The following is a 17,400-nucleotide window of genomic DNA, read 5'->3' on the forward strand; positions in this document are numbered from 1 at the left end:
TTAATATCAACATCATTCATCTTAACTACCATTGGTTTAAAATCCTATAATGACTACCTTGACCACCCCGCTTGCCGAACGAGTTCGCCCACAATCACTTGCTGATGTCGTTGGGCAAACACATCTATTGGGTGGGAGCGCCCCACTTGGTCGTATGATAACAAACGGCCATCTACCAAGCCTAATTCTGCATGGTGAAGCTGGTATCGGCAAAACAACGCTGGCACGCCTGCTGGCTCATGCGGTCGGCCGTGAGTTTCATCTACTGTCCGCTCTTGACCTAACCGTCAAAGAATTACGAGAATTGATAGATGGTGGCAATGGCAGTAAAAATGGACTGGATTTTGGCCCACCTGTAATATTCATTGATGAAATCCATCGTTTTAATAAGGCTCAGCAAGATGCGTTGTTAGGGGCGGTAGAGTCTGGCAAAATCACACTGATTGGTGCAACCACCGAAAATCCATCATTTAGTATTAATAACGCCCTATTATCCCGCTGTCAAGTCTACCGACTCAATCCTTTGACCACAGATGAACTGGTGCAAATCCTGAAAAATGCCTTAGCAAAAGATAAGTTCTTACAAGGCATACAAGTGCAAGGTGAACTTGGCAAAATCGCTTACTTGGCAAGTGGCGATGCTCGCAAAGCCCTAAATTTATTAGAAATTGCCTGCCAAAATACCGATGGTAACACACTCACCATTGACGATGAGCTCATTGAAAATATTGCCCAGACCGTCCTAGCACACTATGACAAAGCAGGTGATATGCACTATGATATCATCAGTGCATTCATCAAATCAGTGCGTGGTTCGGACGCTGATGCAGCCATTTACTGGCTGGCCCGAATGCTGACCGCTGGCGAAGACCCTGCATTCATCGCTCGTCGTCTTGTGATTTTGGCCAGTGAAGACATTGGGCTTGCCAACCCCAATGCCATACTGATTGCCGACACCGCCCTACGCTCAGTGCAATCAATTGGTATGCCAGAGGCACGCATCATTCTTGCCCAAGCCACTGTATATTTGACAACTTCCGCCAAATCCAACAGCACCTACCACGCCATCAATGACGCACTTGCCTTTGTTAAAAATGACAACTCCCCCGTACCGCTTCATTTACGAAATGGCGTTACCAAGCTCATGCAAGCACAAGGTTATGGTGCAAATTATATTTATCCGCATGATTACCCCCATCATTATCACCCACAGCAATATCTGCCTGATCATTTGATTGGTAAACGCTTTTATGAATTTGCAGATAATCAAAAAGAACAGGCAAGTTTTGCATTCATTCACTGGTTAAAATCACAAAATTAGCCCACACTCATAGGCGGTTATAGGCAGTTAGCATCGCCATTTTAACAAAGGATTGTTTCACATGGAACATCAATCGGCCAAACCCATCTCCATCACCTTGCTTGCCATCGCTTTGATCTTGCTTGCCATCAATTTAAGAGCACCTATTGTCATGCTTGGTTCACTCGCACCTATTTTAAAGCAGACGCTAGGCTTGACGGATAATATGATTGGCTGGCTTGGTGCTCTGCCCATGCCCGCATTTGCCTTGGGCTCGCTGATATCACCTTATATTGCAAAACGAATCGGGCTTGAGCACACACTCATTATCATGGTTGGTTTAATCAGTGTCAGTCTGGTGGTGCGTATACTGGGTGATTCTTGGCTATTCTTTTTTGGTACAGCACTCATGGCTTTGGCCATTGGTTTTGTTAATACACTAGGGGCGCCAATCATCAAAAAATACGCTCCCAATCACATTGCCTTAATGACAGGACTACTCAGCCTTTGTATGTCAATATTTGCAGGCGTGATAGCATGGAGTGTATTACCATTGGCACAAACGATTGGCTGGCGATTTAGTATGGGGCTGTGGGCAATATTTGGCATACTGACAGTCGGTATCTGGATCATCATCAGCAAACACCATAAACAAGATGCAACCATTACACCCCCCACCTATGGACAGTTTAATGCTTGGAAAAATATTAACGCTTGGTTGCTTGCGGCATTCATGGGCATTCAGTCAATGTTATTTTATGGCATGGCAGCATTTTTACCAATGATTGGAGTTGCCAAAGGACTGGCATTAGAACGCGCCACCGAACTTCCTCTAACTTTTCAAATTGCCGCCCCGATTACCATCATCAGCCTAACATGGCTGATCAAGCACGGTATGTCAGTACGCATCTTAGCGATGGTGGCAGCAACCTTAAATACCGTTGGCGTAGCAGGGCTGATTTATCTTCCAGACCATCTACACCTATGGTCGCTTTTGATGGGGCTGGGAGCTGCATCCATCTTTACACTATCATTGATGATGTTTTCATTACGGACTTATGATAGCGATACCGCACGAGATGTCTCTGGTATGGTGCAAGCGGTCGGCTATTCAATCGCATTTTTTGGCCCTGTCATGCTTGGTAAGTTGTTTGAAACTCATCAAGACTGGCATAAACCACTCACCGCCCTACTTATACTCATGCTCATTAATATGGTGATTGCTTGGTTCGCCACCCGCCCTTATATGTTCACCGACAAAAAACTTTCGTAAAAAAGTCATCAAACCATCATCAAACGCCATATTACCCCCTATCACAAATATGGCTTTGACAACCAAGAGCAAACCGACCCAAGCAGTTAAAATAGTCAATTTTTCCACTTGGGCGACTAACACCTATAACGCCCATTAAAAACGAAATAAAATCCCATGATTTGATGAATGCTTTAAAAGACACACCAAAACCAACCTCTCATAATTTTTCCCAAAATTCACCCAAAACCCTTTATAATTACCAAACTACCCCCATATCTTTTGGCAACTCCAACCACTCAACTAGGCAGAAAATCATGGCACTAAACACCGCTACCGAAATCATTGAGGACATCAAAGCAGGTAAAATGGTCATCTTAATGGATGATGAAGACCGAGAAAATGAAGGCGACATCGTCATTGCGTCCAGCCACATCACGCCTGAGGCCATCAACTTTATGATTACACACGCAAGGGGTTTGGTGTGCCTAACCATCACTGAGGAGCGAGCAGAACAGCTCAATCTTGGGCTAATGAGTGGTAAAAATGGTGCAAAATTTAGCACCAATTTCACCGTATCCATTGAGGCTGCCGAGGGTGTTACCACAGGTATTTCAGCTGCCGACAGAGCCTTGACCGTACAGCGTGCCATCGCACCATACGCCAAGCCAGCTGACATCGTCAGTCCAGGGCACATCTTTCCTATCATCGCCAAAAAAGGCGGGGTTCTACACCGTGCTGGGCATACCGAAGCAGGTTGCGACTTGGCACGCTTGGCAGGTCTTGAACCATCGGCAGTGATTTGTGAAATCATTAAACCCAATGGTGAAATGGCTCGCCGTGATGATCTAGAAATTTTTGCCAAAGAACATGGGCTAAAAATCGGCACCATCGCCGACCTCATTCATTATCGCATGACCAATGAGCAAACCGTTGAATTGATTGATAGTGGCACGATAAACACCAAGTTTGGCACATTCAAATTGCATCGTTTTAGAGAATATGGCACAAGCCAAACACACATCGCCTTGGTCAAAGGAGACCTTAAACATGGCATAAGCACCGTAAGAGTGCACAGCCTAAACCCCCTAAAAGACCTCTTTGGTGCCAATGTCAAAGACGGTTGGGATATGCACTTAGCACTACAAGCCATTGCAAATAGTGAACAAGGCGTATTTTTATGGATTGACGAAGGCAAAACCCTAGACATCAGCAACGCTTTGGATAAATGCCAACAAAACAACAGCATTCATGAAGAAAGTGAACCCTATCGTACCATTGGCGTGGGTGCACAAATCCTAAAACTTTTGGGCGTGCGAGATATGCAGCTACTTTCAAGCCCTGCCAAGTTTAACATTTCAGGTTTCGACTTAAATATCGTTGAATCCATCAGTGCTCCGAAATAAATCACCATACGCTCTAAGCACACAAGTTAACGGTTTGGTTATGTTTTAGAGAATCTGGCTATTTTTAGGACAAAATCAATACAAATATTTGCCAAATTCAGCTCACAAACATAGCCAAGCCATGCGATTTACAAGGAGATTTACTTCTAAAAAAGAGGGGGGGGTGAATCAGCGTAGTATGGTACCTGTTACCACATCAACAATCTGACTTGGCTGAATAAAGCCTAAGGTCGGTGCATCCAAATAAGCCACCTGCTCACCAAAATAATCCATTGCCTGTTCTAGATTCAACGCAGACGGTTTGCCACTTAGGTTACAACTGGTTGATACCAAAAAACCATAAGGATTGCTATCATCAGTGATCGCTTGACAAATCTGCACCAGGGGCAAATGCCGTGTTACACGCACTGCCAAAGTATCACAACCATTTGTCAAAATCTTAGGTAATTGTAAGGATTTTGCCATTGGGACAAGCCAAGTTTGTGCCCGCATGGCTGTTTTGACATCAAAAGCATCATTCAAGGCGTGAATTTTTTGCAATAAATCAGCTTGTACGCCTTTTGGTAAATGATAAAACAACGGCATTAATTTATCCACACCATCAGTCAGCACAATCAAACCCTTGTGTGACGGACGAGATTTTAATTGAAAAATTCGCTCAATTGCCACATCGTTAAACGCATCACAGCCAAGCCCCCATACGCTTTCACTGGGGTATGCTAGTATGCCGCCAGCTTTAATAAAGTTGGCCGCCCTGTCAATATCGTCTTTTTTAAAAATCTTTGGCTCTGCCATAGCGACCCCCAACCTGTTGCACCAAACCCAACAACTCTAACTCCATCAGTCTTGCAAGCAACATACCTGTATCCACTGCCATTTCCGTCACAAGAGCATCTAAGTCCTTAGGATTATTACTTAAGCACACCCACAGATCCTGTAAATGCTCTGGTACCATCGGCGCAGGCTTTTGAGCATGCGTATGGAGGAGTTGCGATGTTTTTGGCATAAGGTCATTCATCTCATCATCAACAAATGCAGAAACACCACGAGAGAAAGTCTTTGGTAGGGCACTATACACAGCATCATTACCAAGCTCTTCTATGATTTGATTGGGGTGATATATCAAGGTCGCCCCCTCACGAATCAAATGGTGACAACCTTCAGCATTCTTATTATGAATCGTACTTGGTACAGCAAATACCTGCTTGCCCTGCTCAGCTGCTAGGCGTGCTGTAATGAGAGAACCACTTTGTAAGGCAGCCTCGGTAACCACTGTCGCAAGCGACAAACCCGCCACCAAACGATTACGACGCGGAAAAGTATGCTTGCTGGCTGGTGTACCTGGCAAAAGCTCAGTAATTAAAACACCGCCTTCTTGGATAATTTGAGCGAATAAGGCATTGTGATTTTTTGGATAGCATACATCAATGCCCGTCCCCATCACCCCAATGGTGCGTCCAAAACATACCAACTGCTCTAACGCCCCTAGATGTGCCGCCCTATCCACACCCTGTGCCAGACCACTAGTAACGCTAAATCCTGACTGCACCAAGTACTGCGCCATATCAAAGGTAATCTTCCTAGCCATCTCGGTAGGGTTGCGACTACCCACCATCGCAATCTGCTTATCCTTAAGTCTCTCAACACAACCTCGATAAAACAATACAGGTGGTGGATCATAGATATTGATTAATTGAACTGGGTAGTCATCATCACCCACAAACAACACCCTATACGCTCCATAAGATACCTCATCAAGCACTCGCGACACAAAAGCAAGCACATCATCAGCATCCTCAAAACGCTTTATATGAGCAGAGTGAAGGGATAATGCACGCCAATCACCAACCGTCATTGATAGTGCTGAGTACGCATCACCAAAAGCATCAATCAGCTTATAGTAAGATGATAACGAAGTATTGACAATGTACCACAAAGCAAGTACAGCAGAGTGGGTGCTAAGTTGTTGATATGACATGAGTTTAAATTCTTCACAATCGGTTAAAACAGCCAAATCACCGCACAACCAGCTGTCTTATTATGCTTAATCATCGCGCAGTAACAAATTTTTTGATTTGCTCAACCACCAGCTCTGCTTTATTGTCCAGCACAGTAACAAACTGCTCTTTTTCTTCAAGCCCTACGGTATGCTCAGGTCGTGGCAAATCAATCGCACCCAACGCCTCAACCATTGTTTCTTCAAACTTAATCGGCAATGCAGTCTCAGCGACAACAATTTTCTCGCCCATTTTTTTTACATCAAGAGCCACCTTCACACCATCAGCAGTATGAGGATCAATTAAGCGACCCGTGTCAGCATAGACCTTTTTGATGGTATTTAGGCGATCGCCATGCGTAGATTTACCTGCCACAAAGCCAAATCTACCTTGAATATCAGCAAGCCTATCTTTAATATCAAAGCCTTTGCCAGCCCTAACATCATTAAACAGTACACTCACTTTATCAGTATCTTTATCAAGCAACAGATAGATGAATCGCTCAAAATTCGACGCCTTGGAAATATCCATTGATGGACTGGATGTCACATAGGTCTCGCTCGCCTTGCGTGGTGCATAATTACCCGTATTAAAAAATTCATTCAAAACATCATTTTCGTTGGTTGCGACAATCAGGCGGTCTATTGGCAAGCCCATCTCACGCGCGATATGAGCTGCACAAATATTGCCAAAATTACCAGACGGTACACAAAAACTGACTCGCTCATCATTACTTGTCGTTGCACCAAAATAGCCCTTAAAATAATAAACAATTTGGGCAAGAATGCGACCCCAGTTGATAGAATTGACTGTACCAAGACTATATTTTTCTTTAAATTGGGCGTCTTCTTGGAGCGACTTAACAATATCCTGACAATCATCAAACATACCTTTAATGGCAAGATTGTGAATATTATCATCATTCAAACTGTACATTTGTGCACGCTGAAAAGCACTCATTTTGCCATGTGGCGACATCATGAACACCTCGATATTATCCTTGCCACGCAAAGCATATTCTGCTGCAGAGCCCGTATCGCCCGATGTCGCACCAATAATGGTCAAACGCTCACCTTTTTGTTTTAGTACATACTCAAAAGCATTACCCAAAAACTGCATTGCCATATCTTTAAAAGCAAGTGTTGGCCCATTTGACAGCTCAAGCAACATCATGTCATCATACAAACAAGTAACAGGTGTAATGTCATCGCTATTAAAAGTTGCTTTTGTATAAGTCTTGTTAATAAGGCCTCTTAAATCATCTTTTGGAATGTCAGTAACAAATAAAGACATGATTTCAAATGCCAATTCTGCATATGACAACGCACGCCAATCATCTAAAGTCTGTCTATCAATTACAGGATAAGACTTAGGCAGCATTAAGCCGCCATCAGGTGCAAGACCCATTAGTAAAACATCACTAAACAACATGGGGGCGGTCTGCCCACGAGTACTGACATATTTCATGGCTTTCCCAAAATTTAAAAAAAATCAACGAGCCGAATTTTAGCATAACTTCACAGCAAAACGAAATTTTATTCACAGACTGACTTATCAGCTTTGGCATTCACACCTTTTGCATCAACGCATAGTAAAAGCCATCTCCATCATCACAGCTTAATGGCAAACACTGATAACCAACCGCCTGCCTAATTTGATTGGGCAGATTCAAACCAAATGCCACCACTTTGGCATCGTTGTTTTTTGCTAAAAATCTCAATATCTGCCCCTCATTTTCCACCTTCAATAATGAGCAAGTGATATACAGCAAATAACCACCAACCGTCAAATTTTTCCACATATTTGACAAAATATCCGCCTGCAAGCCAACTGTCTGCATCACATCATCTTCGGTGCGAAGCAAGGTAATATCAGGGTGTCTGCGAATCACTCCTGTTGCTGTACATGGTGCATCAAGTATGATGACATCAAAAGACTCATCCGCCCGATAGTCTCGGCCATCAGCACAAACAACACTGGCCAAATCAGACAAACCTAAACGCGCCAAATTCTCATGCACTCGTTTTAAACGATGCTCGTCATCATCAAATGCCAAAGCGTGTTCCACATGAAACACGCCGCTTTCAGATAACTCCAAGACCTGTGCCAACTTACCCCCAGGTGCTGTGCAAGCATCAAGTATTTTAACCGACTTAGGCAAATCCAGCTTTGATAAAATATGTCCGCAAATCTGCGCATGACGATCTTGCACACTCACCCAACCATCAGCAAAATGAGGCAGGTTGTGAATTTTTACACCACCAATCAACTTAATCGTCTTTGCATCAGCAATACCAAGCGACACCACCTCAAAGGCAATTTTGGCTTGTTTTAGCAAATCGACATAATCATCAATCGTGGTAAATTTTGGATTAACCCTTAAAAATATCGGGGCGTTATTGCGTAGACTCCACCCCAAATCATCATAATACTCCACCCAATCTTTTTTAAATTGCTTAGCCAACCAATTGGGCAAACTATGATTTTTATTGACTTTTTTAAAAAACCTACCTTTATCATCAGCAACTTTACGCAATATGGCATTAATCAGGCCTGCACCATAATTTTTTCCAATCGCTTTCAACGCATTTAAAGTTTCATTGATGACAGCATAGCTGGGTGTATTCATATACAACAGTTCATACAAACCCATATTTAATGCACAAATAATGCCAACATCGCTCGGCGGCACTTTAATCAAGCTCTCACCGATACGATTTAAAGCATACCACCCCCGTAGCGTACCTAACAGCAACTCATGCGCAAAACCTTTTTCATTATCCTTAACACCATTTAGCAATCCATCAAGCAATGCCGATAACGAGCTGCCATTATTGATTTTTTCAAGTGTCAAAATAACATTTGCTCGGACGGATAGCTTTTGATTAATTTGCATTTTTTGCTCCAATGAAGCCATCGAACATCTCACCATCTTGAAGCTTATCCCCTACTGCAATTTGCTCAGCAGTCAAAGGTTTACCTCCCGCCCATTGCATTTTGGTGATATTAATCAAGTGACTTTGGCCATTGCTGTCCTGACCGCAAGCAATCAAAATCGCCTTGCGCCCCACACTGATAATTTTTCCCGCTGGCTCAAAAGTTGTCTGAGCAACCTTAATGGGTAGGCATTCTATCATCTTAATGCGTTCGCCATTTAAAAAGGTGTAGGCATTTAAAGCACGAATCTGGCGACTGATTTCAAAAGCAGGTTTTAGCCAGTTGATTTGCCCTTCATCGGTAGTAACTTTCTCAGCATAGCTGGCTTGAGTGTCATCTTGTGCAATTTTTTGTGCCTGATAGCCCTCCAAATCTTTAAGCACCGTAGTGATTGCCAAAGCACCAAGCTGAGCCAACTTATCATGCAAACCATGCGTGGCTTCGGTATCAGCAATATCACACTCCACCTTATACAGCATATCACCGGTATCCAACCCCAATGCCATTTGCATGATGGTGATACCTGTTTTGTCATCACCCGATAAAATGGCCCGATGAATGGGGGCGGCGCCACGCCATCTAGGCAGTAGTGATGCATGAATATTTAAGCAACCAAAGGTTGGGATATTTAATACCCCAAGTGGTAAAATTAAGCCATAAGCCGCCACGATCATCACATCTGGCTGATAATTTGCCAGTATTTCACGCGAAACCCGCCCCAACTCATGCTTTAAGCCAAAACTTACAGGTTGCTCCACAGGAATATTATATGATAAGGCCAATTCTTTAACAGGGCTTGCGGTCATTTTCTGGCCACGCCCCGCCCTGCGGTCCGGCTGAGTATAGACAGCAACAATATCTAGATTGAGCACCTCTTGGTTATCTATCAATGCTTGCAAAGAAACTCTGGCAAACTCTGGCGTACCAGCAAAAATCACACGCAATTTTTTATCAGCCACCATTCTCATTCCATCCATTTTGTTTTATCAGTTTTTAATCAACACAAATATTATTGACATCAACATTCAAGCTACATTTCAATATTTTTATTTATTGGTTTTAGTTAACAAAAACCACTCTTTATTAGTAGCGCCTCGGTAATCTGACTTTGCAACTTGTCATTTTTTACACCAATCAACCGCTCCAAATATCGTGCCACCAAATCCACTTCAATATTCACAGAACGGCCAACCACCCAATGACGCACAATATTTGTCATCTTGGCCGTATGCGGAATGATATTTAGACAGACCGTATTTTCTGATGGTCTGATGTGATTGGTTGTCAAGCTGACGCCATCAACCGTAATCGAACCCTTGTCAGCAGTATACTTCATCAGCTCAGCAGGAATAACAATCTCAACATACACCGAACGTGCATCTTTGGCAATTTTGGCGATTTTACCTACGCCATCAACATGTCCTGCCACAATATGCCCACCAAAACGAGTAGTTGGCAACATGGCCTTTTCAAGATTTAAAGTATCACCCACCTTCCATGTATTTAATGCAGTAACAAGCAATGTTTCTCGTGAAACATCAACAGTATAATCATCACCATCAACCGCCACCACAGTAAGACAGATGCCATTAGATGCAATCGAATCACCCAATTTTACATCGCTCAAATCAAGATTTGACGCACAGATGCTTAATCGCACATCACCACCCATGGGAGTAATCGCTGTCAGCACACCTGTCGCCTCAATAATACCTGTAAACATAACCCATCTCTTTTAAATACCTACTCACACCCAAGCTAAATCTAATATCAGCCACTCGGTTAGTTTTTGCTGATTCTTTTTCTTTGGTTAAATATACTCATACATACACCCACTACTCTTAAAAAAATCATGCAATACCAGCTTAATAGAAAAATATCCACAATCAAAGAAAGTAGCAAACACCATCAAATCAGCTTCATTATATTTATAAAAAATCAAGTAAAATCAATACATTAAATACAAAATATCTTTAAATAAAAAATAAAACAACATAAGTTATCCACAACAAAATTTCACACCATCAATACCAATCAAATCCTCTTAAATACCAATTTCAAATCACCACCAATCCGCTCGTGACTGACCATTTTAAAGCGTTTTTGTTCAGACAGTTTGCTCAATACCAAATCAAATGCAGGATATGCTTTAGCACCCAAAATACAGGGTGCCTGATAAACAACCAATTCATCAACCAAGTCTTGCTCAATAAAAGCCGCTGCCAACCGACCACCAGATTCCACCAGTACATCATAACACTGCACAGACTTTAAGTAAGTAAGTAATTCAGGTAAATCACCACGCCAAAGCAGTGTGTCATGACATTGGAAAACCTGATAGTAACTGTCATCACTCAACAGGTTTCGCCTATCTACAATCACAATTTTTGGCTGAATAATTTCGCTTAAATCAACACCCAAACACAAAGAACGCACATTCAACGCAGGGTCATCAGCGATGATTGTCCCAGAGCCCGTGATGATCGCCCCACTCTTAGCACGCAATTTTTGCACATCTTCTCGTGCTTCATTACCCGTAATCCATTTGGATTCACCGCTTTGCATCGCAATGCGGCCATCTAGACTCATTGCCATTTTTAGGCGTACATACGGCCTATCCATTTGCATAGCAGTCAAGAATCCCACATTCAATTCATAAGCTTCTTTTTCACACACCCCAACAGTAACCACAACACCAGCATCCATAAGCTTTTTTACGCCATTTCCTGACACAAGTGGGTTAACATCAAGACAGGCAATCACTACACGCAAGATGCCAGATTTAATGAGCGCATCAGCACAAGGCGGGGTTTTGCCTGTATGGCTACAAGGTTCAAGTGTTACATAGGCGGTTGCACCCTGTGTATCAAAACCCTGGTTTTGTGCATCTTGCAAGGCATAAATCTCAGCATGAGGCAAGCCTGATTTTGGGTGAAAACCTCGACCAATTATTAAGCCATTCTTAACAATAACACAACCAACCGCAGGGTTCGGTTTTGTAGTAAAACTACCTTTTTTAGCCTCATTGATGGCGAGTGTCATGTAATATACATCTTCAGATGTATAATCTTTATCAACATCAACAAACGACATACCGCCATTCATCCTTTAACCTGCAAATCAGCATGAATGTTTGCAAGCTCCGCCTGAAAGGCTGCAATATCCTGAAAATCTCGATAGATACTAGCAAAACGCACATAAGCAACATCATCCAACAACCTCAGTTCTGACATCACCACCTCACCCAAAGTTTTACTTGACACCTCTCTTTCACCCATATTACGAAGCTTTTGCTCAATGCGACTGATGGTTGCATCTATTTCATCAATAGTGATGGGGCGTTTTTGCAAAGGTAGCGAGATTGAACGACGCAATTTACTATGGTCGTATGGCTCGATGCGTCCATTAGACTTAATAATGCGTGGCATAACCACCTCAACCACCTCAAAAGTCGTAAAACGCTCACCGCATTCAGTACATTGGCGGCGACGGCGTACCTGCGCACCCTCCGCCGCCAATCGAGAGTCTATTACCTTGGTGTCAACTGCATTACAATAAGGGCAATACATTTTTATCCTTTATTTACCGATACAAAAACTTGAAAAGATTTTACCAAGCAACTCATCTGCCGTCACTCGCCCTGTTATCTCGCCCAATGCCTGTTGGGATAATCTAAGACTCTCTGCCACTAATTCACCGGCAAAAAATACAGTCAATTGTTCCTTTGCGTCTAGCGTATGTTTCTTAGCACGCTTTAAAGCATCAATATGACGAGTGCGGGCAATCAATCCGTTTTCTGGGGGGTGAAACCCCACCTTATCTTTTAATCTATCAATTAATTCATCAATACCCCAACCTGTTTCACATGAAACATAAGTAGGTACAATTAACTGATCTTTTATATAAAAAGTTTCATGTGGAACATCATTGAGTAAATCAACTTTATTGATAACAACAAGCAGTTTTTGCAAAATCTCATCAGTTCGATCAGTTTCATCAGAACCCAGCAATTCTTCAACAAACACCTTAAGATCAACCTTTGTTGCAACATCATGCACCACAAGTAGCACATCAGCACGATGGATTGCATCTTTTGCACGATGAATACCAAGTTGCTCAACTTTATCATCAGTCTGTCTTAATCCTGCGGTGTCCGTCAAGTGTATCACCAATCCACCAAGATTGATACGCTCCTCTAAAATATCACGAGTTGTCCCTGCCACATCGGTAACGATGGCTCGTTCCACACCTGCCAAGCGGTTTAGTAGGCTAGACTTGCCAGCGTTTGGCCTACCTGCCAACACCACATGCACGCCATCTCTAAGCAACTGACCTTGCTCAGCGGTAGCTAGAATGTCGTCCAATTGCCCCAAAATCTCATTGATCTTACTCTCAATTACCCCATCGGACAAAAAATCCACATCCCCTTCATCTGGAAAATCAATACTCGCCTCAACATAAAGGCGAATATTAGTTAATTTTTCCAATAACCCGTTGATTTTATTAGAAAAATTACCAGACAACGAACGAATGGCACTTGTTGCCTGAGCCATTGATGTGGCGCTAATCGCATCAGCAATCGCTTCAGCCTGCACAAGATCAATTTTACCATTTTCAAAGGCACGCATGGAAAACTCACCTGCTGTCGCCTGCCTTGCCCCAAGCTCAAAACAGCGAGACAAGAGCATATTTTGCAAAACTACACCACCATGCCCCTGAATCTCAACCACATCCTCACCTGTAAATGAGTGCGGAGCCTTAAAATAAATCACCACCCCTTCATCAATCACACCACTTTCACCTAAAAATTTAGCAAAATGAGCATGGCGTGGTATCAGTGTATTTTTTTGGCTAATTTGACAACCGATTTTATAGGCATTCTTACCCGATAAACGAATGACACCCACACCACCTTGCCCAATGGGTGTGGCAATAGCGGCGATGGTTGGCTGCTGTACGACAACCTGCGTCATAACAAACCCTTTTTTTTACCAATTAACTTTTTATTGTAACATTTTTTTTATAAAATAGGCGATCTTGGTGCAAAAAAAAATCCCACCATATCAGCAGGATCTTTTTGCCAAATCAATCAGATTAAACTTGTACTCGGGTTAGTTTTTCAACACGTTTATTCACCCAGTGCTGATGGATCATACTAAATAAGTTATTCACCGTCCAGTATAGCACCAGACCAGCAGGGAAAAATAGCATGAATGCCGCAAACACCAATGGCATAATTTTCATCATCTTAGCTTGCATTGGATCAGCAGGCTGAGGGTTTAAGAGCTGCTGGATAAACATTGTTGCCGTCATCAAGATTGGTAAAATCAACCAAGGATCCATCGCCGACAAGTCCTTAATCCACAAAATCCAAGGGGCGTGACGCAATTCCACAGATTCAACCAAGCACCAATACAGACCTAAAAAAATCGGCATCTGGATAAGAATTGGTAAGCATCCTGCCATCGGATTAACCTTCTCATCACGGTACAATTGCATCATCTCCTGACTCATCGCCATGCGGTCATCGCCATGCTTATCTTTTAGGGCTTGCAACTTTGGAGCAATGGCACGCATTTTTGCCATTGAAGTATAACTTTTGTTGGACAGCCAAAACAAAGCGATCTTCACCAAAATAGTCAGGCCAATAATTGCCCAACCCCAGTTACCAAAGAGCTTATAAAGCACCTCTAATACCGCAAATAAAGTTTTGGAGATGGGCCAAAGAAAGCCGTAATCCACAGTCTTTTCAAGGCCTACTGCCACAGATGCAAGTTCTTTTTGCACTTTTGGTCCAGCGTAAAGCGTGGCATTCATCGTAATTTGCTTACCCGCATCAACATTAATCACAGGGCTATTAAAGCCGATAAAATGATCATTGCCATTGTTGCGACTATAAAACTGTGCATCAAAATCACCTGGCGTCCACGCAGAGACAAAATAGTGTTGCACAATACCCACCCAGCCATCACGACTGGCAACACTTAACTCGCCATCGTTAAAATTACCAAATTTTAGCTTGTTGTACGGATCATCAGGCGTGCCCCAAGCACCACCCAAATAGGTCGCCATGCCCATCATACCCTTATCTTCAACGCCAGGGTCGGCACTATCATCGCGTTTCAACTGAGCGTACATCTGGCCCTGCCAAGCTGATGCTGATGCATTATTAATATTGTAGCTTAAATCAATTGGATAACCACCCGCTTTAAAGGCATAGGTTTTGGTAATGGTAACACCATCTTTTTGATAAACCAAAGGCACTTCTAGCGTGCCGTTTTCACCCATCTCATAATGCATTTGTGGACTGGTGTAAGTGGCACGACCTGCAGACGTATCAATACCATCTTGCCCAATCAAACCCGATTGGGCCACATAAGTTCGAGCACTTGATTCAAGCAATACAAAAGGTTCATTGCCATTTAGTGTAGCATCATACTGTTTTAAAGCAGCATGTACAATATCACCACCTACAGGGTTGATACGAATGTCGTAGCGATCGGTTGAGACGCTAATCAACTGACCATCTAATGCTGTCGTAGCTGGGTCCGATGAGGCATTGGTTGTGGTTGGCACATCACCTGCATTAGCATTTGGCAAATCTATAGTTGCAGCCTGAGTGGTTGCGGATGCAACTTTTGGGGTGTTAGCCGCATCATCACGCCAAGCCAACACAAGCAGATAAGTTGTGATGAGTATGGCAACAATGATTAAAATCCGAAGAATTTTTTGCATGGCATGATTCCTAACAAAGCATTTGAGGTACACATTAAGCGTGCATTATCAAAATTCGTCAATAAACTTATGAGAAAATCGTTTATTCTACTAAACTTTTATATAAAATCCTAGAAAATATTTAAAAATAGCCAGCAAACCCAGTCCAGCTTTACCTTCTCATCAGCCAATTTAGACGAGAAACATAACCAAATTCATCAACAAATACACCAAAACCAACATTACGACTTGGTGCAAAAAACACATCGTAGCGATACAAATACATTGGTACAGGCACAAAATCCACACCAGAACCTCCCCATGGATGGCAGCTCAGCACACGCTTAAGAACCAAAAACGCTCCTTTTTTTGTATCATGCCAAACCAAAGCCTGACGGCCATATTCTGAGCAAGTTGGATAATAACGACAGCGAGCCGACATACTCGGACTGATGAATTTTTGATAAAAGTAAACCAACCCAAGCAAGCATCGTTTAATCATACACAAATACCAATTTACAAATCTAATCTATTTTTAGTCTTGGATATTTTAATTTTGCCACTTCAAAAATTTTAACAATCTCATTAAAAATATCGCAATCTTTTGTGTAGCTTTTCTTAACAATAAGCACCAAATCCACATTAGCTAACTCATGCTGATTGAGTCGAAACACCTCTTTGGTAATGCGTTTTAATCGGTTACGCACAACAGCATGCTTGAGCTTTTTTTTGGTGATGGCAAGCCCCAATCGTGGCACATCTTTGTCGTTTACCCGAACAAAAATTAAACAATGTTCGGAGTGGATTTTTTTGACCGCCGTATCAAAAACGGTCTTGAATTCAGCAGGCTTTAACAATCGCTGCATCTTATTAAAACAAAATGACGGATGACTCATGATGACCCTACCAAAAGATATAAATATGTGTAAAATAGGTAATAAAAAAGCACCAGCAAGTGGTGCTTTTTTATTTCATCGTTTATACAGTTAGACGATGACGGCCTTTGGCGCGACGGCGTGCTAGGACTTGACGGCCTTTTTTAGTGGCCATACGAGCACGGAAACCGTGGGTACGCTTACGCTTTAATACGCTTGGTTGAAAAGTACGTTTCATAATACACCTTAAGGTTGGTAGGCATCACTAAGCTCTGCAGAAGCTGGAATAAGTGAAGACTTTTTTTGTATGTCACAGTTCGATGATTAGCATTTAACTAACAATCACACTTAAGACTTTCTAATTAGGTCGCTCGCTAAAATTAGCGAAAAGACGGTACTATTCTATCAAGGTTTTTTCACCATGTCAAGATGAGGGTTTGAATTATTATTGTGATACTATAATCAATTCATTTTTTTAAATTTCTAAATCTGATTTAAAAAGCATTGTGTTTATTTCACAAAGTTATTCTAGCAACTACTTTTTCTACCAGAATCATAGGAGGATATGTAAAAATACTACTTAATTTAATCAAAATAAAAAAAGTTATCCACAGGTTTGGTGTTTTTTATCTATTATATTATAAATTTATTGTTGGTAGTAATAATAGAGTATAATTTTTGTGGATAACTAAAAAATTATACTAAATATTATATACTTATATTGTGGAAAAGTATGTTAAATTAATGTTTAAATACTGTGATTAATCCACAATAAAAACTTATCCACAGTTTTTACCATAAAGTTATCCACAGAAAATTTTTCTTTAAAAACTTTAAAATCTATGCTAATATTCACCTGTCTTTAGATGAAGGCGTGCTTACGCCCTATTTTTTATTGAGGGTGTGGCAGATTAGTGTG

16 protein-coding genes are annotated in these 17,400 nt (G+C 42.0%); 3 read left to right on the top strand and 13 right to left on the bottom strand.

The window, feature by feature from the left end:
• Positions 1–49 precede the first annotated feature (49 nt).
• The 3 genes from R0123_RS05850 to ribB all read left to right on the top strand — a co-directional run bounded on the left by R0123_RS05850 (position 50) and on the right by ribB (position 3,958).
• The gene (locus tag R0123_RS05850; RefSeq protein ID WP_323843408.1) at positions 50–1,321 is read left to right on the top strand and encodes a replication-associated recombination protein A; all 1,272 of its coding nucleotides are present in this window, start codon (positions 50–52) and stop codon (positions 1,319–1,321) included.
• A gap of 61 nt (positions 1,322–1,382) precedes the next feature.
• Positions 1,383–2,573, top strand: coding sequence for a CynX/NimT family MFS transporter (locus R0123_RS05855; RefSeq protein WP_323843409.1), 1,191 nt, complete (start codon positions 1,383–1,385; stop codon positions 2,571–2,573).
• A 296-nt stretch (positions 2,574–2,869) separates the two neighbouring features.
• Positions 2,870–3,958 (top strand): 3,4-dihydroxy-2-butanone-4-phosphate synthase, encoded by a 1,089-nt coding sequence (ribB, locus tag R0123_RS05860; protein WP_323843410.1) that lies wholly within the window; start codon positions 2,870–2,872, stop codon positions 3,956–3,958.
• A gap of 168 nt (positions 3,959–4,126) precedes the next feature.
• Here the strand turns inward: ribB and R0123_RS05865 are convergent, their stop codons facing one another.
• The 13 genes from R0123_RS05865 to rpmH all read right to left on the bottom strand — a co-directional run bounded on the left by R0123_RS05865 (position 4,127) and on the right by rpmH (position 16,719).
• On the bottom strand, positions 4,127–4,753 hold the full coding sequence (locus R0123_RS05865; RefSeq protein ID WP_323843411.1) for an L-threonylcarbamoyladenylate synthase: 627 nt from the start codon (positions 4,751–4,753) through the stop codon (positions 4,127–4,129).
• A complete protein-coding gene (gene dprA, locus R0123_RS05870; protein ID WP_323843412.1) occupies positions 4,731–5,936 on the bottom strand; it encodes a DNA-processing protein DprA in 1,206 nt (401 codons plus the stop codon). Before dprA ends, R0123_RS05865 begins: the two co-directional genes overlap by 23 nt.
• A 70-nt stretch (positions 5,937–6,006) precedes the next feature.
• On the bottom strand, positions 6,007–7,422 hold the full coding sequence (gene thrC, locus R0123_RS05875; RefSeq protein WP_323841008.1) for a threonine synthase: 1,416 nt from the start codon (positions 7,420–7,422) through the stop codon (positions 6,007–6,009).
• Positions 7,423–7,522: 100 nt separating this feature from the next.
• Positions 7,523–8,851, bottom strand: coding sequence for a 16S rRNA (cytosine(967)-C(5))-methyltransferase RsmB (gene rsmB / locus R0123_RS05880; protein ID WP_323843413.1), 1,329 nt, complete (start codon positions 8,849–8,851; stop codon positions 7,523–7,525).
• The gene (fmt, locus tag R0123_RS05885) at positions 8,841–9,860 is read right to left on the bottom strand and encodes a methionyl-tRNA formyltransferase (RefSeq protein ID WP_416381492.1); all 1,020 of its coding nucleotides are present in this window, start codon (positions 9,858–9,860) and stop codon (positions 8,841–8,843) included. Before fmt ends, rsmB begins: the two co-directional genes overlap by 11 nt.
• A gap of 95 nt (positions 9,861–9,955) precedes the next feature.
• On the bottom strand, positions 9,956–10,615 hold the full coding sequence (locus R0123_RS05890) for a riboflavin synthase (RefSeq protein ID WP_323841005.1): 660 nt from the start codon (positions 10,613–10,615) through the stop codon (positions 9,956–9,958).
• Positions 10,616–10,926: 311 nt separating this feature from the next.
• Positions 10,927–11,985 carry a bifunctional diaminohydroxyphosphoribosylaminopyrimidine deaminase/5-amino-6-(5-phosphoribosylamino)uracil reductase RibD gene (gene ribD / locus R0123_RS05895; RefSeq protein ID WP_323841004.1) on the bottom strand — a complete coding sequence of 353 codons (1,059 nt, stop codon included), beginning with the start codon at positions 11,983–11,985 and terminating at the stop codon, positions 10,927–10,929.
• 8 nt (positions 11,986–11,993) lie between these two features.
• Positions 11,994–12,461, bottom strand: coding sequence for a transcriptional regulator NrdR (gene nrdR, locus R0123_RS05900; protein ID WP_323841003.1), 468 nt, complete (start codon positions 12,459–12,461; stop codon positions 11,994–11,996).
• Between the two features lie 9 nt (positions 12,462–12,470).
• Positions 12,471–13,865: a tRNA uridine-5-carboxymethylaminomethyl(34) synthesis GTPase MnmE gene (mnmE, locus tag R0123_RS05905; RefSeq protein WP_323843414.1), complete on the bottom strand. Its 1,395-nt coding sequence runs from the start codon at positions 13,863–13,865 to the stop codon at positions 12,471–12,473.
• A gap of 121 nt (positions 13,866–13,986) precedes the next feature.
• The gene (yidC, locus tag R0123_RS05910) at positions 13,987–15,627 is read right to left on the bottom strand and encodes a membrane protein insertase YidC (RefSeq protein ID WP_323843415.1); all 1,641 of its coding nucleotides are present in this window, start codon (positions 15,625–15,627) and stop codon (positions 13,987–13,989) included.
• A gap of 151 nt (positions 15,628–15,778) precedes the next feature.
• Complete coding sequence (yidD, locus tag R0123_RS05915) at positions 15,779–16,108, bottom strand: membrane protein insertion efficiency factor YidD (RefSeq protein ID WP_323843416.1); 330 nt, start codon at positions 16,106–16,108, stop codon at positions 15,779–15,781.
• A 22-nt stretch (positions 16,109–16,130) separates the two neighbouring features.
• Positions 16,131–16,502, bottom strand: coding sequence for a ribonuclease P protein component (gene rnpA, locus R0123_RS05920; protein ID WP_323843417.1), 372 nt, complete (start codon positions 16,500–16,502; stop codon positions 16,131–16,133).
• Between the two features lie 82 nt (positions 16,503–16,584).
• A complete protein-coding gene (gene rpmH, locus R0123_RS05925) occupies positions 16,585–16,719 on the bottom strand; it encodes a 50S ribosomal protein L34 (protein ID WP_003662232.1) in 135 nt (44 codons plus the stop codon).
• Positions 16,720–17,400: the final 681 nt, after the last annotated feature.

It is taken from the genome of Moraxella sp. Pampa (assembly GCF_035181385.1).
GTDB lineage: Bacteria > Pseudomonadota > Gammaproteobacteria > Pseudomonadales > Moraxellaceae > Moraxella.